Raw genomic sequence first — 19,264 nt, forward strand, 5'->3', positions numbered from 1 at the left:
AATCTGAATGCAAAAAGGAATATTTTATGTCCGTGGAAAGGATTTTTGCAGGGACTTTAGGCCTCGTCAGCCTTGGTCTTCTATATTTGGCTTGGAGCTATGTCGCCCCAATCGCTTATGACCCACTAGGTCCGAGACCCTATCCTGTCCTGCTCTTAATACTTTTAATTTTATCTTGTCTTTATCTAAGTTTTAGGCCTCAAAAACTAACTGAGCAAATTGATCTCGGCTATACCGCCGCTGTGCTGAAGAAAATCGGGGTCATGATGTTACTGATGCTGATGTATGCCCTGACGTTTGAATGGTTAGGCTTTCCAATTGCAACTGCATTGATGTTCTTCACTGTCGGCATGCTGTTTGGAGGAAGTCCAAAGGCCTCCGCCATCTCAAGCCTTGTTTTTGGCTGCCTATTCTACGGTTTATTTGATTACATCTTGGATGTGCCATTACCACTCGGATTTTTGAGTTAATCAAGGAAGAATAAATGGATGTTTTTGAATATTTAATCTATGGTTTCCAAGTCGCACTGACACCACAAAACCTATTGATCGCGCTGATCGGCGCATTTATTGGAACCATTGTGGGTTTATTGCCAGGGCTGGGGCCAATTAACGGCGTAGCCTTGCTTCTCCCTTTTGCTTATGCCCTTGGCTTACCACCTGAAAGTGCACTGATTCTTCTTGCGGCCGTGTATTTAGGTTGTGAATTTGGTGGACGAATTTCTGCAATTCTGATTAATGTGCCTGGAGATGCAGCGGCCATCATGTCGACCATTGATGGCTATCCACTCGCCAAACAAGGCAAAGCCGGGATTGCACTTTCGCTTTCAGCCATGAGTTCATTCATTGGTAGCATGATTGCCATTTCCGGTATTATTTTATTTGCTCCTCTTTTAGCCAAATGGGCCATCGTGTTTGGTCCAGCAGAATATTTCGTACTCATGGTTTTTGCCTTGACTTGCTTAAGCGGTCTTGTCAGTGATCAACCGATTAAAACCGCTGTTTCCGCCTTAATCGGCTTATTCTTGGCCACGGTTGGTGTAGATGCTGTTACTGGCGTGTACCGCTTTACTTTTGATTCCGTTAGTCTCAGTGATGGCATTCAATTTACCACGATCGTGATCGGCTTTTTCAGTATCAGCGAAATCCTGATCATGCTCGAAAAAACCAGTATTGGGCAGAAAGCCTTAGGTCAAGGCAAGCGTAGTCTATTTAATCTCAAAGAGTTTAGTTTCACCCTCGGCTCAACCATTCGCAGTTCATTTCTGGGCTTCATTGTTGGCATTTTACCTGGCGCTGGCGCAACCATTGCCAGTGCCATGGCATATACCAGCGAACGTAAACTTGCAGGCAAAGACGGTAAATTTGGTGATGGTGACTTACGTGGTATTGCCGCCCCTGAAGCTGCAAACAATGCATCTGCCTGTGGTTCATTTATTCCAATGCTGACCTTGGGAGTACCTGGTTCTGGCACAACCGCGGTAATGCTAGGGGCCTTAACCTTATACAACATCACGCCTGGGCCACAACTATTTACCGAACAGCCAACGATTGTGTGGGGCTTGATTGCCTCGCTCTTCATTGCCAGTGTGTTATTGCTATTGATGAATATTTCACTGGTTCGATACTTTGCCAAGCTGCTCAGTGTCCCCAATTTTATTTTACTTCCTGCCATCGCAGCAGTGAGTTTTGTGGGTGTCTATGCCATTCATAGCACCATGTTCGATCTGATCCTGATGGTCGCACTCGGTGTGTTTGGCTATATTTTACGTAAGCTCAATTTCCCACTTTCAGCACTTATTCTCGGGTTTGTGCTTGGCGAACTCATGGAATCAAGTTTGCGTCGAGCGCTGTCTATTTCCCAAGGCGAACTCTCTATTCTATTTGACGGTTACATCACTAAAACGCTCTGGATTCTCGCGGGGATCATGATTGTTTTACCACTCATCCGCTGGTTACGCAGTCGCCAGCAAGTGAACTCATAGTCATGCATTCAGCCAATAGCGATCATACATAGCTATTGGCTTCTAGCCACGTTCTATCCATCCTTTATCGGCGACTGTGCTCATGATCTACCTCAAATATATTTCGAGTCTAGCCATTGCCTTCATCGGTGCACATCTTGCCGAATGGTTACATCTCCCCCTGCCTTGGCTACTCGGACCTTTATTTATTACGGCCTTACTCAAGATTAATCATGCGCCTATTGAATGCCATCACAGCGCACGCAATATTGGTTTGTCCATTTTAGGGCTCACCCTCGGCCTCTACTTTACCCCACAAATGATCCAGCTCATTGCAAGCCAATGGCATATCTTATTGTTGGGTCTTCTGTTTGCCCTCGGTTTAGGTGGTGTAGGTTCTGTCATCTTATATCGCTGGGGCAAGGTAGACTTTAAAACAGCCTGGTTTGCTTCGGCTATTGGGGGCGCAAATGAGATGTCGAATTTAGCCGAACACTATCAGGCGCGTGTCGATAAAGTCGCCTCTGCTCATACCTTACGCGTATTAATGGTGGTGGTCAGCATTCCCTTTTTTTATCAATTTATGGGATGGCACGGTATTGATCATAGCATCATGAGTCGCCACAGTGATGTTGATGGTTACGGCCTTGTACTGTTAGCCTTTTTAGCGTACGTAGCCAGTCGTATTTTTCAATACTACAAACTCCCCAATCCCTGGACCTTTGGTGCATTATTGGTTGCAATTTTACTGACAATGCAAGATATTCACCTCTCGGCAATACCGACACCAATCTTGCATTTAGGCCAAGTGTTACTGGGTTGGTCATTAGGAAATAAATTTAAGCCTGACTTTTTCAAGACTGCACCACATTATTTAACTGTTGTGGCTTTAAGTAATCTAGGTGCGCTGTTACTGACCGCCTTGCTCGCCTATGGCATCAGCTTCTGGACCGATATTCCTTTGCCCACACTCGGTTTAGGCCTTTCTCCAGGAGGTGTAGCCGAAATGGCATTAACCGCCAATGTATTACAGCTTGGTGTGCCAATAGTAACCGCGTTTCATGTAGTCCGTATGGTGGGTGTACTCGGGACGGTCGGTTATCTTTATCGCTTATTTGAGCACAAAACAGAAAGATAAAATCTAGCTCAAATAGCTAAAACACAAGGAAACAAATGCAAAGAACTATTTTCGAAAGCAATACCGAAGAAGACAGCATTACAGACCACTTTAAATATGCCTACCTCTGTTTTCTTTTTTCTTTCATCATTTTATTAATTTTTAGTTCAGCGCATCAAACCGCCTTACACCAAGCCGATCTTGCCAGAAACCACACATGGCAAGTCTCAAGCCAACACCTCGACTCGAGCAACGAAGCTTACATCCGTCGTGAACGAGTGGGCGCATCACTCATCCTTCCGACGAGCCACAATAACGCTTTGATCCTGCAGTGTGATGTCAAATTAATGAAGTTATGCCAACAAGAGCTTAAACAGCCCACTCAGGCAATTCAAACCATCTATTATTATCAAACCCTACCGATGCAAAACAACCCGCCCGAATATCAACTCAAAGCCATTGACTATCTGGATCTAAAAGGAAATTTAATTCATCTAAATTACAATAAAATAGCACCCAATGATCCGATTGCAATGCAAAAACACAACTGGAAACTGTGGATCATCACATTCATTGGTGCTTGGCTATGTTTGTTGATTGTTTTTATGATTTCTACTTTATTAAAGATATGTTCAAAAAAAATAAAAGTTACGCTGATTGCTTTACTTGGTTTGTATTATATTTCAATCCTTTATGAAAGCTCGATGATTTATATCTCCTAAAATTCAGGCACAAAAAAACCGCAATTAAGCGGTTTCTTCTATTAAGTTGGTGCGCTCAGAGAGATTCGAACTCCCGACCCCTTAGTTCGTAGCCAAGTGCTCTATCCAGCTGAGCTATGAGCGCATTACTTATGTGCCTATTCAGGCGTGTGTTACATTAATCTTTACTTGGTGCGCTCAGAGAGATTCGAACTCCCGACCCCTTAGTTCGTAGCCAAGTGCTCTATCCAGCTGAGCTATGAGCGCTTTAAGTAAAGTGGCGGTGAGAGAGGGATTCGAACCCTCGATACAGTTACCCGTATGCATCCTTAGCAGGGATGTGGTTTCAGCCACTCACCCATCTCACCGTAACACGAGCGCAATAATACAAACTAAAACCGTATTACACAAGGGATGTTCCTGTTTTTTTCTGCTTTTTCAGTTCGATCAAATACTTTTTAATCAATTTTCGCATTTTTTCAGCATTTTTTAGCGCTACGCTTGTTAATATAGGCTTATCTCCTTTATTTAGATCGGCGCAATAAACAGAATCTTGCAATCTTTAACGTGCAGTTAGAGTTTGAATGACTTATGCTAAACCGATCTGCCAGATGTGAAATGAAACGATATGACTAAAAATTGGGCCGATCCCGAAGCAAAAGCAGAAGCACAACGTTACGATAATCCTATTCCTAGCCGAACTCTTATTCTAACTACACTAGAACAATTAAAAACTGCACAATCTCATGCAGAACTGGTCGATCACTTTAATATCCCAGATCAAAAAAGTATTGATGCCTTGAATCATCGCTTAAGTGCCATGGTTCGCGACGGGCAATTGATGAAAGATGGATTTAAATACCAGCCTGCAACCGATTTACCGAGCCATGAAGCAACGGTCTATATCAATAGTAAAGGTCTAGGTACAGCCAATATCTCAGGTCAGGATGATATCTTGTTACCTGAACGTGAGTTACGTCTGGTGTTTAATGGCGATCGCGTTAAAGTCCGTCAAACCTCTGTAGACCGTAAAGGTAAAGCATGGGGCTTTATTACTGAGGTGGTGCAACGTCGCGTCAAACAGATTATTGGTAAAGTGGCGGAACATGAAGGTGAATACTTTATTCAGCCGAGCAATCCGAATCAGCATCAACCGATTACCCTCGAAAAAGAACTGATTCAACACGCCAATGCCAAAGTGGGCGATATGCTGCGTGTTGCGATTGATGACTACCCGACCCGCGAAGAGCTGGCGACAGGTCACATCGTTCAATCGATGGCAGACAAAGCCGATACCGAGATTATTATTCCGCAGACCATCTTAGAGTTTGGTTTGCCGTATGAATTCCCTGAAGCCGTCATTAAAGAAGCTGAAAGTTTTAAAGAGCCTTCAGCAAAAGACCTTAAAGGTCGTGTCGATTTACGTGACTTACCATTGGTCACCATTGATGGTGAAGATGCACGTGACTTTGACGATGCCGTATTCGCAGAGAAACGCGCAGGCGGTGGTTATCGTGTTGTGGTCGCGATTGCGGATGTGAGCCATTATGTCCGTTTAGATTCGCCTTTAAATGAAGAAGCTGAAGATCGTGGTACATCGGTTTATTTCCCGCACTTTGTTTTGCCAATGCTGCCAGAAGCATTATCGAATGGGTTATGTTCTTTAAATCCACATGTTGACCGTTTGTGTATGGTCTGCGATTTAAAACTGTCTCGTGCAGGTAAAGTCACAGGTTATGAGTTCTACCCTGCCGTTATGCATTCAAAGGCACGTTTGACCTATACCCAAGTGGGACAATATTTTGAGGGAGCAACCGATGCCATCCCTGAAGATAAGAGCATTCATAAATCACTGAATACCTTATTCCAACTCTATCAAACGCTGAAAGAGTTACGCGCCAAACGTCATGCCATGGAATTTGAAACCATTGAAACCTACATGACCTTTGATGAGTTAGGCGGCATCAAAGAAATCTTGCCACGTACTCGTAATGATGCACATAAACTGATTGAAGAATGTATGTTGTTGGCCAACGTTGCCGCAGCTGAATACGCATTAGAACATGATATTCCGATGTTGTATCGTGTGCATGAGGCACCTGAATTCTCGCGTATTCAAAAAGTGCGTGATTTTGTCAAATTGCTCGGTTTGCCATTCCCAGAACAGCCCACTCAAGCTGATTACCAAGCGGTCATTGAAGCGACCAAAGATCGTTTAGATGCGCCAAGTATTCATGCGGTGCTGTTACGTTCGATGATGCAAGCCTATTATGGTGCCAACAATGCAGGACATTACGGTCTTGCTTATGAAGCCTATACACACTTCACATCACCAATTCGTCGTTATCCAGACTTATTGTTACATCGTGCCATTAAAGCCTATCTGGACAAAAAAGTTTATCCGTTGTCTGGTGCCGCTTTAGATGATGCGGGTGAGCATTTCTCACAAACTGAGCGTCGTGCCGATGAAGCTTCACGCAGCGTGACCACTTGGTTGAAATGCCATTATATGCAACAGCATTTAGGCGATGAGTTTGTAGGTGTGATTAGTGCAGTAACCGAGTTTGGTTTATTCGTCACCCTAAAAGACCTGTACGTCGATGGGATGATCCATGTCAGCCAGCTCGGTGAAGACTTCTTCCTGTATGATCAAGCCAGCCAAAGTTTGATTGGTCAAAATCGTGGACAGTCATTCAGCCTTGGTGATGAAGTCAAAATTCAAGTGGCAGGCGTCAATCTGGAAGAACGTAAGATTGACTTCCAACTGGTACAACAGCTGACACATTTGGGGCGTGTAATTCGTCAGAAAGCACCACGTACTGCGAATCCTTCTAGCTCGAAGCGTGCTTCAACAACTGAAGAAGTATTTGGAAAACCACAATCGACAAGCTCTAAAGTCAGTGAAGATGGTGAGAAGCCTGTACGCAAGAAAAAGGATAAGAACAAACCAAGCTCTTATACTAAAAAGCCTGCAAAAAAAGCTTCGGCCAAGCCTGAAAGCAAAGAGAAAGCTAAGAAAAAAGTGAAAAAGAAAAAGTCGAATGCGAAAGCTAAACAAGACTAATTCAGGTGAGGGCAAGTTCAGTCATGAACTTGCCCTCCTTTAAAAATGCAATTCATTCGCCTGTTATTTAAAAAACCCGTCAGCCAATATCACCCAGCCCTCTATTTCATCATGATTTGGATAAGGCGGGGCCTTCGTTATGTGCAATGGAAAACAGATCGTCGCCAATACGCTCAAAGTTTTGATTCAAATCCATTAACATTTAGAGTAAAGAAACACCAATCCGTCCTAATTCGTAAATTAGGTGACACTGAACAGCATTGGCAAAAAAATAAAGTGATTAATTTAAAAATCGCAAGCGAAAAAATTTCTACCATTTTGATCAAACCCCAAGAAACCTTTTCCTTCTGTCAACTCGTTGGTTTACCAACAATCAAACAAGGTTATGTAGAGGGTATGGAGCTTAGTTTTGGGCAAGCTCGTGGCGGGATTGGGGGAGGAATCTGTCAAATTGCGAATTTAATTCATTGGTTGGTACTACATAGCCCATTGCAAGTCATACAGCGCTCACAGCATTCTTTTGATCCATTTCCAGATCAGGGGCGGATTCTACCTTTTGGAAGTGGTGCTGCTATTTTTTATAACTACATTGATTATCAGTTTTATAATCCAACAGAATATACTTTTCAGATCAACCTTTGGTTTTCCTCAAAATGCCTTGAAGGTGAATTACTTTGCTCACATGATCTGGGCTACATTTATCATGTCTTTGAACAAAAACACCGTTTTATTAAGATCGGAGCCAACTTTTACCGCCAAAATGAAATCTGGCGACATAAAAAAGAAAAATACAAAAGTGGCGAAATCATTGCAACAGAATGCGTGACTAAAAATTTTGCCAAGGTCATGTATGAACCAGCCCATATTGATGCACAGTTTGCATCAATTGAAGAAATGAATTAATCCAATGAGATTTGCATAATCAACCTTGATTTCTCCCTCGCTAAGCCCTACATCTATAACTATGTTTAAAGATGAATATGGCAAAAATACAATGACACTCCAGCAAGCAACACTTCCTGTTCCTCAATTTGATCAAATTCAACTTGCCGATTTAAAACAACAGATCGAACAAACCATTCAAAACGGTCAAAATTTCTTAAATCAACTCAATGAAGTCCCGCAAGGCTCTGAAGCCCAACTGACAATCTTGGCGGAAGTCGATCAACTTGAAAACAACATGAGTGAGTCATGGGGCATTTTGTCGCATCTCAATGCCGTGATGAACAATGCGGAAACCCGTGAAGTGTATCAAGCCCTATTACCGAGTTTAAGTGAGTACTATACCCAGCTTGGTCAACATACGCCGTTGTACCAAACCTATCAACAGATCCATGACAGTGCCGTATTTCAAACGCTGAGCGTAGCACAACAAAGTGCGATTAAACTGGCTTTACGTGACTTTAAACTGTCAGGTGTTGCACTGGAAGGCGAAGCCAAAAAACGTTATGCCGAAATCTCAGCACGTTTATCACAGCTGTCTTCTGACTTCTCTAACCATGTACTCGATGCCACCCAAGCCTACTTCAAGCCGCTAACAGAAGCGCAACTTAAAGGCTTACCACAAAGCAGTGTTGAACTGTTAAAACAATACGGACAACAACGAGAGCTTGAGCAAGCCGTTGCCACACTGGACTTCCCTGCTTATTTTGCGATTATGACCTATGCCGATGATCGTGAATTAAGAGAAGAACTATATAAGGCCTATGTCACCCGTGCCTCAGAACAATCTGACCAAACTGAATTTGACAATACCCCTGTGATGGAAGAAATCCTGAGCTTACGTCAGGAAATGGCACAACTACTTGGCTTTAACAACTTTGCTGAATATTCCCTTGCCAGCAAAATGGCACCTGATGTTGAAACCGTAGATAAATTCTTGGTTGATCTGGCAGAACATGCGCGTACGCCTGCACTGGCTGAAATTGCAGAATTGAAAGCGATTGCACAACTAGAAGGTATTGATGAACTCAAACCTTGGGATGCAACCTACTATTCTGAAAAGTTGAAACAACAACAGTTCAATCTTTCTCAAGAAGCACTAAAACCGTATTTCCCTGCACCGAAAGTGGTTCAAGGTTTATTCCAGATCGTACAACGCCTTTACGGGATCCAGATCATCGAACGCCAAGCGCCTGTGTGGCAGAATGATGTACGCTATTTTGAAATTGAAGATCAAGGCCAAGTGGTCGGTGGTTTCTATTTCGACTTATACGCCCGTAGTGGCAAACGCGGTGGTGCATGGATGAGCGGTTTCCGTTCTCGTGTTCAAACAGCCAATGGCCTGCAAAAACCAATTTGCTACATGGTGTGTAACTTTACTCCACCGATTGGCGATCAAGCTGCGCTACTGACCCACGATGAAGTGATTACTTTGTTCCATGAGTTTGGTCATGGCTTACATCATATGCTCACCGAAGTGGATAACATCTCGGTTGCAGGGACTCACGGTGTGGCGTGGGATGCAGTTGAATTACCAAGTCAGTTTATGGAATTCTGGGCATGGGACAATGAAAGTTTAGATGTACTCAGCGAGCACACTGAAACCAAACAGACCTTGCCGCAAGAATTGCTCTCTGCATTGTTGAATGCACGTTTTTTCCAGTCTGGTATGCAAACCTTGCGTCAGATTGAGTTTGCCCTGTTTGACCTGAGCATTCACCGTCAAGCACCTGCCTTAAACAGTCAGCAAATTCAGGCCACGCTGGATGATATTCGTGCTAGGTTTGCCGTGGTTCCAGCAGTTCCTTATAACCGTTTTCAACACAGCTTCAGCCACATTTTTGCAGGCGGTTATGCTGCAGGTTACTACTCGTATAAATGGGCAGAAGTTTTAGCCAGTGATGCCTTTGATCGTTTCGAAAGCGAAGGTATTTTTAATACCGAGACTGGAAAAGAGTTTAGAAAGTTTATTCTAGCAGTTGGCGGAAAAGATACAGCGCTTGATGCGTTTCGCAATTTCCGAAAAAGAGAACCAAAAATAGATGCATTATTACGTCATCAAGGTTGGACGAACACCAATAAAACCGCTTAAACTACGTCATTATTGTTCACAGGGTGTAATTAACTGACATGAAAAGACAGTTCATCGCGGGCGCAAAATGCCCGAAATGTGGGGCCTTAGATCGTGTCGTTAAGATCATCACTGTGGATGACGAGTGGATTGAATGTATCGAATGTGCTTATAGCGAAAAACGCCCAACCCATGTGGAACAAGCGCAACCCGCTGAGCCAGATGAAATTGGGGTGATACAGTTCAAACCTCGTCATTTTGACTAGAAGGTTAAAAGTGATGTCCACATACCAAACAGGAAATTCCAAATTATTATGGATGATAATTGGTGGAATTAGTATTGTCGTGGTGCTGTTCCTTGCTGTCCAATGGTTCTTAGCTCAAAAAGATCAGCAAGCCACAACATCTGTACCTACTCAGCCTGTGGCTGAAAAAACCGTTGCCCCAGTAGCAACTGAAGCAACGGCAACCGTTGAGGAAGTAACAACGGCGAGCAGTGATGTCGCTGCACCGATCCAATTGGTTGAAGCTTCGATTGTAAAAGCACCACTGCCAGCAAATGACAGCTTGGCAAAAGAAGAAATTGCCAAACTGGATGATATTCATCAGCAACTGCAAGACCAGCAACATGATTTGAAACAGCAAAATAGCGATGTGGATACTTTGCTCAAGCTGAAAGAAGATCAGATCAAACTTTTAGAAGCCCAGATTGCAGCTCAAAAGCATTCTTAAACTTAAAAAAAGCTTTAACCTCGGTTAAAGCTTTTTTATTGCCCGTATCTTTAATCCAGAAGCTGTTTGGACGCTGATTTCAGTTGAATCGGTTTCTGAAGGGTTTGAGCAATCAAAATTCCCAGCAAGGTTAAGCCACCACCTATATAGTGGAACAGCTGCAAATGCTCTCCCAGCAAAGCCACCGCAATCAATGCCGTAAATAAGGGCAATAGATTCATAAAAATACTATTACGATTCGGCCCTAAATGTCTCACCCCTTCTATCCATAAATATGACAACAGCACCGATGAAAAAATACTGGCATAGACAATCAGTGGAATGGTCTGTTGATTCAGTTGCATCTGCGAAGCAGGCAAAAATATAAAAAATGGCAAGACATAAACAATCGCAAAACAGGATTGCACAAAATTCGATTGCCACGCAGGGATCGGCATTTTCCAGCGTTTCAGTAACACACCATATAAGGCATAGCCTGCCGCCGCAATGAGCATCAAACCATCACCCAAATGTACACCTTGCTTCCAGATATCGGTAATTGAACCATGGCTCAGCAAATACAAGATGCCATAAAAAGATAAAGCGCCTCCGAACAACATGCCATAGCTCAGCCGATCTTTCAGCATCGCACTACTTAAGATCATGGTCAGTAAAGGAATCAAGGCGGTGACAATCGCCATATTGGTGGCTGTGGTGGTGGATGCTGCCTGATAAGACAAGAACTGGAATAGAGACACAGACAGAAAACCACCCAATGCCAACTGTTTCCAATACTGTTTGATGGTGTGTCGATTGTTCCAGACTGGAATCAGCACAAAGGTACTCATCACGGCGAGTGCCAACACCAGACGATAAAACGTAATTGCGACAGGCGAAATGGCATGACTGGCCATTTTAGACACCACCACATTGCCCGCCCAAAATAAAATCGCGAATAAGGGATAAAAATAAGCTTTCTGAAACATAGGCTAGACCTCTACATTGCGGTATCGATCATGCTAAAAAATAATCAATCTATTGTTTCTCGACAATAAGACGACTACTATCGAGAAATAGACAAATTATTTTTGGACATTGCACACATGGGGAAAAACTTTGAACATGGATTTGTAGATTATCCAGTCTATGCATTTTCAGAAAACTACCCCCATGGCCATATTGAGGACTGGCATAGCCATGATCGAATCCAGCTGATTCATACCCTATCCGGTGTGATTCGAGTACAAACCCACGAAGGCATCTGGATTACCCCACCTGGACGTGGCGTGTGGATTCCCGCGCATAAACCGCATGCCCTACTCAGTAGCGGTGATGTCAAAGCCCGAGGCATTTTTATAGAAACCTCAGCACAACCTCATCTGAGTTCCGAATGTCGTGTTGTTGCCATTCCTGCTTTACTACGGGAGCTGATGAGTAGTGCAATGCAGATCAAAACAGCCATCCAGCCTGAAAGTCGTAATGAAAGACTGCTGCAATTGATCTTAGACGAAGTTCGGGTATTACCAGCTCTTGCCTTTAATTTGCCAGATCCTCAAAACCCACGCCTGCAACAACTTTGTCAGCAAATCAAAGACAATCTCAGCTTTAACTGGAATCTGGAAGATACAGCTGAACAACTGCATATCAGCAGTAAAACGTTAGCGCGACATTTTCAAAAAGAGACTGGACTGCATTTTTCCCATTGGGTTCGTCAAGCCAAACTGATGCAGGCCATGATTGATTTGGCCCTGAACAAACCTGTTTTAAATGTGGCCTTAGACTTGGGCTATGACAGCCCCAGTGCCTTTAGTGCCATGTTTAAACGTGAAACCAGCATGACACCGAGTGATTATCTTAAACAATTCTCTGACACATTGAGTTAAGTGCCCTGAGCATAGATTGAGTGAAGAATCTCATTCCTTTCATCTTCACAGCAGCATAAAATAAGCACAATCTCCCAATACCCGAATCGCTATGGATGCTCAACCCACCAATCGCAACCTGATAATGGCGATTGGTTGCCTTACTCTTTCTGCGCTACTTTTTTCTGTGATGGGCATTTGTATTCGTTACGCTTCACATACAGTCGATAACTACACCATTGTGTTTTTCCGCAATGTGGTGGGCCTGATCCTGTTTTTACCTTTTATCTTCAAGCAAGGAACCCGCTTTGTAAAAACAGAAAAACTGTGGATGCATACCTGGCGTAGTGTTGTTGGGCTTGCTGCCATGTACGGTTTTTTCTATGCCATTGCGCATTTAAAACTTTCCAATGCAATGGTGTTTACCTATTCTTCCCCCATTTTTATTCCATTGATTGCTTGGCTGTTTCTCAAAGAAAAAATCACCACAGCGATGCTCTGTGCCGCCGGGCTCGGATTTATTGGGGTGTTCTGTGTAGCTAAGCCTGATCAAGGTTTATTGAACTGGATTTCAATCGTTGGCATCAGTTCGAGTTTATTGGCTTCAATGGCCTTTGTCACCGTGCGTGCCCTCACCCAAACCGAACCCCCTGAACGGATCGTATTTTATTTCTGCTTGATTGGTTCTTTGCTGTCCGTGATTCCAATGTTTTGGGTATGGCGACCTTATCATTTACAGGAATTATTGTTTTTAATTGGTGCGGGCGTGCTGGCCAATGTCAGCCAAATCTTTATGTCGCATGCCTATCGTCTTGCCCCTGCTGGACAGATTGCACCCGTCAACTATATCGCGATTATTTTTGCAGGACTTTGGGGCTTTTTACTGTGGAATGAAGTGCCTGATTTATATAGCTTGATTGGTTTTTGCATTATTCTCTCAGCGATTTTATTATGTAGCCCTCTGACACAAAGAGATAAGAAATGGCGCTTCAAAGGTTAAGAATACGTTCCCTCTTTTCGATAAACTCATAACAATCGCAATGCGGACAATTCAAATCGATGAACATAACAAATACTATTTTTGCAAATGAATCCCCTGAAATGATCTTAGCCTTCGAAAAAGCTCAACAGACCTTTAAATACTTTTGGCGGGAGCTGTATTGGGAATATCGCAGAATCGTTCCTGCTTTTGATCTTGCTTATGTTAAATGTGCATTTACACAAGAACAGATTGATTCGCCCGATTCGCCTCTAGTTGAGTATATGTGGATCGACCAAATTGATTTTGATGGAACAACCATTTCGGGTCAGTTGATGAATCAACCAAACGAGATCAATAATGTACAAGCAGGTGAAAATGTTGCACGCCCCTTTGAAGCTATCGTGGATTGGATGTTTCTAACTCAAGATCAAGTCTATGGCGGCTTTACAATTCAAGAATATCGTAAGCAATTAAATGATGCTGAGCGAAAAGAATATGATGAGGCTTGGGGAATAAATTTTGGCGATCCCAATAAAATCTTATATGTCTATGATCAAGAGGCACACCCAGAGAACTTAATTGAACACCCCATGTGTGGGAAAATGCTAGATAGTTTCTTAAACTTTATCCAAAGCAACCCAGGCGTACTTCATGAAAAAGATGAAAGTGGTAATCAACTATTACACCGCGAAGCCATTGCGGGTAATTTCTTATTCATTCAAGCATTACTCGAACTGAAACTAGATACATCAACTCTAAATAACCAATCTATGACCGCCCTAGACCTCGCGCATAAAATGGGATGGGAAAATATTGCACACGTATTAGAATAACTTGCATCTCCATCTAACAACTCCTGTTTGATATACAGAAATAAAAAAGCACCCGAAGGTGCTTTTTTTTGGGTTTCAATAATTAATGCTTATACCAACCAAACATCTGGAAGATATACGGCGCATAGGTCACCAACACCAACGATGAGAACAAGACGATAATCGGCAATAACCAACGCTCATAGCGGAAGTAGAAACTGGTGTATTTCTCTTTCGCTTCCTTATCAGCAGCCGAGACCTCTTCATCCCCGACGGAGAGTCGCGTCAGCAAGTGGTTCAGGGCAACAGGCGGCGTTACATAACCAAACTCGAATGCCACCAATACGATCATCCAGAAGTGGATCGGATGGATACCATTTTCGTAAGCAACAGGTGCAACCGTTGCAGCAACCAGAATCACCGCACCGAATGGATCGGTGGTCATCCCAATAATCGCAAGTAACAACGCAATGAAGGCAAGCGAAATATAGATATTGCCCAAGTGAGTCGGTAATAACTCAACCACTTCAGCACGTTCGATTAGGCCACCCACGCTTGCAGACAAAGCCATCAGCAGGATTAATGCACCGATGTGCCCCACTGTTTCTGAGGTTGCAAAACGTAGTGCACCACCAAAACCAAAGCTCTTGCTACCGTGTGGATCATGTGATTTCAAGAACTCAGATTTTTTCTCATGCTCACGAACCAATGCTTCATGCTTCGCATCCACCACTGGCGCAGGCGCAAGTTTTGAGGCAAATAACTTGTCAAACAAGATCATGGCAATCAACACCAACGGTAAAATCATTGGCGCAGTAAATTCGTTGATTGAGGTATCTAAAGCAAGCTTATAGAACATCACCACAGCAAAACCGATGATCACATAAGGAATCACTGGTACACAGGCACGTAACATCCCTGGTACAGCAATTTTAGGTGAGTTCACACGGAATTTCTCTTCGGCAAGAATCAATGAAACACCGAGGAAAATGAATGCGGTTAACCAGAATACATAGATACCATGATCAAATAATTCAGTCGATGTCACATGACGGCTATCGAGCATCGAGATCAAGATAACCAATAGACATGGACGAATCACCACACCCAATGACCCTGACATTGCCGATACGGCTAAAGCGTATTGACGACGTGCACCCGAGTTCCAGACTTCTTTATAGATGATCGCACCCGCTGCAATAACGAAAATCCCCGAAGCACCTGTATAAGCGGTTGGAATCGCTGCTGCAATCAAGATTAACCAAGTTAAGGTTTCTGGCGCTAAGTTCCACGGACGTAAGATATTTAAGAATAAATCCATCACGCGTGTTTGGGTCAGTAACATACCTGCCCAAATGAACAAGGCCAGATTTAAGAAAATACCCGAGAACTCAACCAAGATGCCCAAGTAAATCCCTTGCCCCATTGGATAATCCATGAAGAAGGTAAATACAATCCCTGTCACCAAAGACATGAAGGCATACAACGGCACGCTGAGTAAGGCTAAACCAAAGTTACCTTTCGGCTGTGCTGTTTTTGGAATAAAGATGAACTGGAAAATACTGATAATGGTCAGAGACACAAACAGTGCAATCCACAGCCAATATAAAACTGCCGTTTTACCCGCAACCTCAACCCCTGAATTCAATACTGAATGATATTGACTGACAACGGAGTAGCTAAGTAGAGCATTACCTGCAACCATCAACGCCGAATAAACACGGAAGTCAATTTTGGTTTTTGGTGCGCGTAAACCAATGTGGTGATAACGTAAAGACGCTGTAATTGAAGCGAATAATACCATTACCAACAAAATAACAGTTTGGTTTTCAGAACCTAATTTAAAGATACCAAAGAAAGTGGTTTCAACTTTACGATAGGTCCGAATACTTGGATGCGCTTCCAAGTGCTTCATGGCTTTATCATAGAATTGATATTTTTCTTCACACTGTTGTTGTGCTGCCAATAAAGACGCACGTACATCAGCTTCAGAAGCTGCACCAAACATACTTGCAAATTCATCGGCAGCATTGGCTTTCATCTGCGCTTGAACTTGTGCATCAATGTTTGGATGTCGATCACAAGATGGTTTTTCAGGTTCAGCACGTAAAAACGAGTATTGCATCCCTGTTGTTTGATCACCGTATAAACGCTCCCCCATACGAAGCATCTGACCGTGAATCATTTCGCCTGTACCAATAAGCAAAGTCATTAGCAACAAAGCAAGAATAATGAAGGTTGATATCCAGTCATTCCAGATATAGCCTAACCGGGCTAATCCAGTCTTATTCTCTTGATCATTTTGCATGTCTATTCCAATTTATTGTTATCAACATCCATCCAAAGATGTTGAATCATGCGATGTCCATGGTTGATAGATAAATGAATTTACCCTTTGAATCACCAATCCCTTTTTAAACCGCTTAAATTTGCAGCAAACTTTTAGAAAAAAGAATGACTGCAATCACTTTTTTGTTGGTTGTTTTTATCAATTTATATGTACTCTCGTGTGCCCTCTATTGCCATCCTTTTTTTAATTAACAACTTAGTTGCCTAAATAATCTTTTTTACAGTTCCCTCTGTCGCAAGATAAATGAGCGCTAAGGTAGACTGCTCCACCTTTTCCGTCTATTTATAGCATAACTAGTTCGATCTCAAAATGTTATTTTAATCACATAATAATCTTCTCTGGCCTAAATTCATCTCTTGTTCTTCATTCAGCCGAAATTTATCTGTATAACTCAAGACAATCTTGTTTTTGCTACAAAAAAACAAGCACCCAAAGGTGCTTGTTTTGATCCTTAAAATACGATGCTAGCTATACCAGCCAAATAATTTAAAAGTATAAGGGACATAGGCAATGATCAGAATTGCAGGCACCATCACCAGTAACGGTAAAATCCATCGCTCATAGCGATAGAAAAAGGATTGATGGCGTACTTCGGCATCCGCCTCTGCCACTTCAGCATCCCCAATCGACTGTCTCGCCAATAAGTGATTCAATGCAACTGGCGGCGTGACATACCCCAGTTCAAAACCAATTAATGCAATCATCCAGAAGTGCACAGGATCAATCCCATACTGATAAGCCACTGGCGCAACGGTTGCAGTAATTAAAATCACCGCCCCAAATGGGTCCATAATCATCCCCACAAAAATCATCAGCAGCACGATCAGCGTGATCACCACATAGGTGCTGTTAATATCTTGCGGGAAAGTTTCCATGATATGAATCTGCTCAAGAAAGCCACCGACACTCACTGAAAGCGCCATGAGGATCACCAGAGCCCCAATATGCCCTACTGTCTCACTGGTGGAGGCATGTAATGCTTTGCCGAAAGAAACACGGCGTACAGGATTACGCGGATCATCTGCTGGGTTAATTGAAGCGGCCGGTTGAGAACCATCCGCTGGAATGGTGTAACTATTCAACGTACTGTCCCAATGCCCAACGGGTGCTAAGGGTGCAGGTTCTTTACGTAGCTTATCAAACAGTACCATCAATAATAAAATTACTGGCATCATTACAGGTGCAGTAAATTCATTCAGATCTGTGGCCAAAGCATGTTTATAGAACAGCCAGATCAAAATAAAAATCACGATATAAGGTGATACTGGCACAAATGCACGTAACGACTTGGGTAAGGCGATTTTAAGTGGTGCAACTCTAAATTTCTGTTCGGCAAAAAACAGCGCAATCACCAAGAATAAAGTTGAGGTTAACAAGAAGGTGTACATGCCATATTTATATAGCAGGTCAGTGGTCACTTCTTTATTCAAAGATGCGACAACCACAATCAATAGACATGGACGAAGCACGACCCCAAGCGAACCAGACAGTGCCGTTGCAGCCAAAGCAAATTGGCGACGACCACCTGCATTCCAGACTTCTTTATAAATAATTGCACCTGCAGCAATCACGAAAATACCTGAAGCACCGGTATAGGCCGTTGGTAATGCTGCTGCAATTAAGATCAACCAGGTTAATGTTTCAGGGGCAAGATTCCACGGACGCAGAATATTCAGGAATAAATCCACAATCCGCGTCTGTTTTAACAACATCCCCGCCCAAATAAACAGGGCTAGATTTAAGAAAATACTCGAGAACTCAACCAACTGCCCTAAGTAAATGCCTTGACCCATTGGATAGGCCATGAAGAAGGTAAAGGCAACCCCTGTAATAATCGCCATATAGGCATAAAGTGGTACGCTTAGGAAGGCTAAACCAAGACTTCCCCCTTCTCGGGTTGGTGTAGGGGACTTAATCAACTGATACAGACTAATCAAGGTCAGTACCGCAAATAAAATCATCCATAACCAATAAATCAGCGTCATTTCAGTACTGATCGGAACACCAGAGTTCATCACGGATCGATATTGACTCATCACCGATGAGGTCAACAAACCATTCCCGATCAGCATGGCGATACTATAAACACGGAAATCAATTTTCGTTGCCGGACTACGTAAGCCAATATGATGGGTCTTTAAAGTGGCACTAATGGCCGCAAACACCACCATAATTACCAAAAATAAAGCACGGTTTTCTGTACCAAATTTAAAGATACCAAAGAAACTGGTTTCAATCTGACGATAGGTTCGCACACTCGGATGTTCCTCGATATGCGTCATCGCCTTATCATAAAATTGATATTTTTCTTCACATTGCTGTTGTGCTGCGATCAAGGATGCGCGTACATCTGATGCTGAAGCCACACCAAACATACTGGCAAACTCATCGGCAGCATTAATCCGCATCTGCTCTTGAACTTGTGCATCGATATTGGGATTTCGGTCACAGGTAGGTTTTTCTGGTTCGGCGCGAAGGAAGGAATACTGCATTCCAATCGCAGGGTCACCATACAAACGCTCCCCCATGCGTAATAACTGGCCGTGGATCATTTCTCCTGTGCCAATAATCAATGTCATAAGTAATAAGAAGAGGATTACAAAGGTTGATATCCACTCGGTCCAAATATAACTCAGTAGACCTAATCCAGTTTTTTTCTGTTGATCATGTTGCATATCTATTCCAGTTT

The 19,264-nt window shown here is 43.0% G+C and carries 15 protein-coding genes and 3 tRNA genes; 12 read left to right on the plus strand and 6 right to left on the minus strand.

Annotation, left to right across the window (positions count from 1 at the left end; translation table 11 throughout):
* Window positions 1–26: 26 nt before the first annotated feature.
* From NDN13_RS12045 to NDN13_RS12060, 4 genes are all read left to right on the plus strand, one after another.
* The gene (locus NDN13_RS12045; RefSeq protein WP_251115631.1) at window positions 27–470 is read left to right on the plus strand and encodes a tripartite tricarboxylate transporter TctB family protein; all 444 of its coding nucleotides are present in this window, start codon (window positions 27–29) and stop codon (window positions 468–470) included.
* A gap of 14 nt (window positions 471–484) precedes the next feature.
* Window positions 485–1,984 (plus strand): tripartite tricarboxylate transporter permease, encoded by a 1,500-nt coding sequence (locus NDN13_RS12050; RefSeq protein WP_251115632.1) that lies wholly within the window; start codon window positions 485–487, stop codon window positions 1,982–1,984.
* 82 nt (window positions 1,985–2,066) lie between these two features.
* The gene (locus tag NDN13_RS12055; protein WP_251115633.1) at window positions 2,067–3,101 is read left to right on the plus strand and encodes an AbrB family transcriptional regulator; all 1,035 of its coding nucleotides are present in this window, start codon (window positions 2,067–2,069) and stop codon (window positions 3,099–3,101) included.
* 35 nt (window positions 3,102–3,136) lie between these two features.
* Window positions 3,137–3,802 carry a hypothetical protein gene (locus tag NDN13_RS12060; RefSeq protein WP_251115634.1) on the plus strand — a complete coding sequence of 222 codons (666 nt, stop codon included), beginning with the start codon at window positions 3,137–3,139 and terminating at the stop codon, window positions 3,800–3,802.
* A gap of 47 nt (window positions 3,803–3,849) precedes the next feature.
* On the opposite strand, the gene NDN13_RS12065 is transcribed toward NDN13_RS12060, so the two are convergent.
* The 3 genes from NDN13_RS12065 to NDN13_RS12075 all read right to left on the minus strand — a co-directional run bounded on the left by NDN13_RS12065 (window position 3,850) and on the right by NDN13_RS12075 (window position 4,149).
* Window positions 3,850–3,926, minus strand: a tRNA-Arg gene (locus NDN13_RS12065).
* A gap of 45 nt (window positions 3,927–3,971) precedes the next feature.
* Window positions 3,972–4,048 (minus strand) — tRNA-Arg (locus NDN13_RS12070).
* Window positions 4,049–4,059: 11 nt separating this feature from the next.
* Window positions 4,060–4,149, minus strand: a tRNA-Ser gene (locus tag NDN13_RS12075).
* A 260-nt stretch (window positions 4,150–4,409) separates the two neighbouring features.
* Here NDN13_RS12075 and rnr point away from each other — a divergent pair.
* The 5 genes from rnr to NDN13_RS12100 all read left to right on the plus strand — a co-directional run bounded on the left by rnr (window position 4,410) and on the right by NDN13_RS12100 (window position 10,590).
* Window positions 4,410–6,845: a ribonuclease R gene (gene rnr, locus NDN13_RS12080; protein ID WP_251115635.1), complete on the plus strand. Its 2,436-nt coding sequence runs from the start codon at window positions 4,410–4,412 to the stop codon at window positions 6,843–6,845.
* Window positions 6,846–6,890: 45 nt separating this feature from the next.
* Entirely contained in the window at window positions 6,891–7,748 is an 858-nt protein-coding gene (locus NDN13_RS12085) for a VanW family protein (protein WP_251115636.1), read from the plus strand.
* A gap of 91 nt (window positions 7,749–7,839) precedes the next feature.
* Entirely contained in the window at window positions 7,840–9,879 is a 2,040-nt protein-coding gene (locus tag NDN13_RS12090) for a M3 family metallopeptidase (protein WP_251115637.1), read from the plus strand.
* 38 nt (window positions 9,880–9,917) lie between these two features.
* Window positions 9,918–10,124, plus strand: coding sequence for a YheV family putative metal-binding protein (locus NDN13_RS12095; protein ID WP_004657752.1), 207 nt, complete (start codon window positions 9,918–9,920; stop codon window positions 10,122–10,124).
* A gap of 10 nt (window positions 10,125–10,134) precedes the next feature.
* Window positions 10,135–10,590 (plus strand): hypothetical protein, encoded by a 456-nt coding sequence (locus NDN13_RS12100; protein WP_251115638.1) that lies wholly within the window; start codon window positions 10,135–10,137, stop codon window positions 10,588–10,590.
* A gap of 50 nt (window positions 10,591–10,640) precedes the next feature.
* Here NDN13_RS12100 and NDN13_RS12105 read toward each other — a convergent pair whose 3' ends face one another.
* Entirely contained in the window at window positions 10,641–11,555 is a 915-nt protein-coding gene (locus NDN13_RS12105; protein ID WP_251115639.1) for a DMT family transporter, read from the minus strand.
* 117 nt (window positions 11,556–11,672) lie between these two features.
* On the opposite strand from NDN13_RS12105, the gene NDN13_RS12110 reads away from it, so the two are divergent.
* The 3 genes from NDN13_RS12110 (at window position 11,673) to NDN13_RS12120 (ending at window position 14,246) form a co-directional block, all read left to right on the plus strand.
* The gene (locus NDN13_RS12110) at window positions 11,673–12,452 is read left to right on the plus strand and encodes an AraC family transcriptional regulator (protein WP_251115640.1); all 780 of its coding nucleotides are present in this window, start codon (window positions 11,673–11,675) and stop codon (window positions 12,450–12,452) included.
* A 91-nt stretch (window positions 12,453–12,543) separates the two neighbouring features.
* Window positions 12,544–13,431, plus strand: a complete 888-nt coding sequence (locus NDN13_RS12115) for a DMT family transporter (RefSeq protein WP_251115641.1) — start codon at window positions 12,544–12,546, stop codon at window positions 13,429–13,431.
* A gap of 59 nt (window positions 13,432–13,490) precedes the next feature.
* Window positions 13,491–14,246, plus strand: a complete 756-nt coding sequence (locus tag NDN13_RS12120; RefSeq protein ID WP_251115642.1) for a DUF2314 domain-containing protein — start codon at window positions 13,491–13,493, stop codon at window positions 14,244–14,246.
* A gap of 82 nt (window positions 14,247–14,328) precedes the next feature.
* Here the strand turns inward: NDN13_RS12120 and NDN13_RS12125 are convergent, their stop codons facing one another.
* Both NDN13_RS12125 and NDN13_RS12130 read right to left on the minus strand, forming a co-directional pair.
* A complete protein-coding gene (locus NDN13_RS12125) occupies window positions 14,329–16,533 on the minus strand; it encodes a TRAP transporter large permease subunit (protein WP_251115643.1) in 2,205 nt (734 codons plus the stop codon).
* A gap of 506 nt (window positions 16,534–17,039) precedes the next feature.
* Window positions 17,040–19,250 (minus strand): TRAP transporter large permease subunit, encoded by a 2,211-nt coding sequence (locus NDN13_RS12130; protein ID WP_251115644.1) that lies wholly within the window; start codon window positions 19,248–19,250, stop codon window positions 17,040–17,042.
* Window positions 19,251–19,264 lie beyond the last annotated feature (14 nt).

This window comes from Acinetobacter sp. C32I (assembly GCF_023702715.1).
Taxonomy (GTDB): Bacteria; Pseudomonadota; Gammaproteobacteria; order Pseudomonadales; family Moraxellaceae; genus Acinetobacter.

Excerpts from the sequence above, each read along its gene's own strand:
- NDN13_RS12045 (WP_251115631.1), top strand. The coding sequence starts at position 27 with ATGTCCGTGGAAAGGATTTTTGCAGGGACTTTAGGCCTCGTCAGCCTT.
- NDN13_RS12050 (WP_251115632.1), top strand. The coding sequence starts at position 485 with ATGGATGTTTTTGAATATTTAATCTATGGTTTCCAAGTCGCACTGACA.
- NDN13_RS12055 (WP_251115633.1), top strand. The coding sequence starts at position 2,067 with ATGATCTACCTCAAATATATTTCGAGTCTAGCCATTGCCTTCATCGGT.
- NDN13_RS12060 (WP_251115634.1), top strand. The coding sequence starts at position 3,137 with ATGCAAAGAACTATTTTCGAAAGCAATACCGAAGAAGACAGCATTACA.
- rnr (WP_251115635.1), top strand. The coding sequence starts at position 4,410 with ATGACTAAAAATTGGGCCGATCCCGAAGCAAAAGCAGAAGCACAACGT.
- NDN13_RS12085 (WP_251115636.1), top strand. The coding sequence starts at position 6,891 with ATGCAATTCATTCGCCTGTTATTTAAAAAACCCGTCAGCCAATATCAC.
- NDN13_RS12090 (WP_251115637.1), top strand. The coding sequence starts at position 7,840 with ATGACACTCCAGCAAGCAACACTTCCTGTTCCTCAATTTGATCAAATT.
- NDN13_RS12095 (WP_004657752.1), top strand. The coding sequence starts at position 9,918 with ATGAAAAGACAGTTCATCGCGGGCGCAAAATGCCCGAAATGTGGGGCC.
- NDN13_RS12105 (WP_251115639.1), bottom strand. The coding sequence starts at position 11,555 with ATGTTTCAGAAAGCTTATTTTTATCCCTTATTCGCGATTTTATTTTGG.
- NDN13_RS12110 (WP_251115640.1), top strand. The coding sequence starts at position 11,673 with ATGGGGAAAAACTTTGAACATGGATTTGTAGATTATCCAGTCTATGCA.
- NDN13_RS12115 (WP_251115641.1), top strand. The coding sequence starts at position 12,544 with ATGGATGCTCAACCCACCAATCGCAACCTGATAATGGCGATTGGTTGC.
- NDN13_RS12120 (WP_251115642.1), top strand. The coding sequence starts at position 13,491 with ATGAACATAACAAATACTATTTTTGCAAATGAATCCCCTGAAATGATC.
- NDN13_RS12125 (WP_251115643.1), bottom strand. The coding sequence starts at position 16,533 with ATGCAAAATGATCAAGAGAATAAGACTGGATTAGCCCGGTTAGGCTAT.
- NDN13_RS12130 (WP_251115644.1), bottom strand. The coding sequence starts at position 19,250 with ATGCAACATGATCAACAGAAAAAAACTGGATTAGGTCTACTGAGTTAT.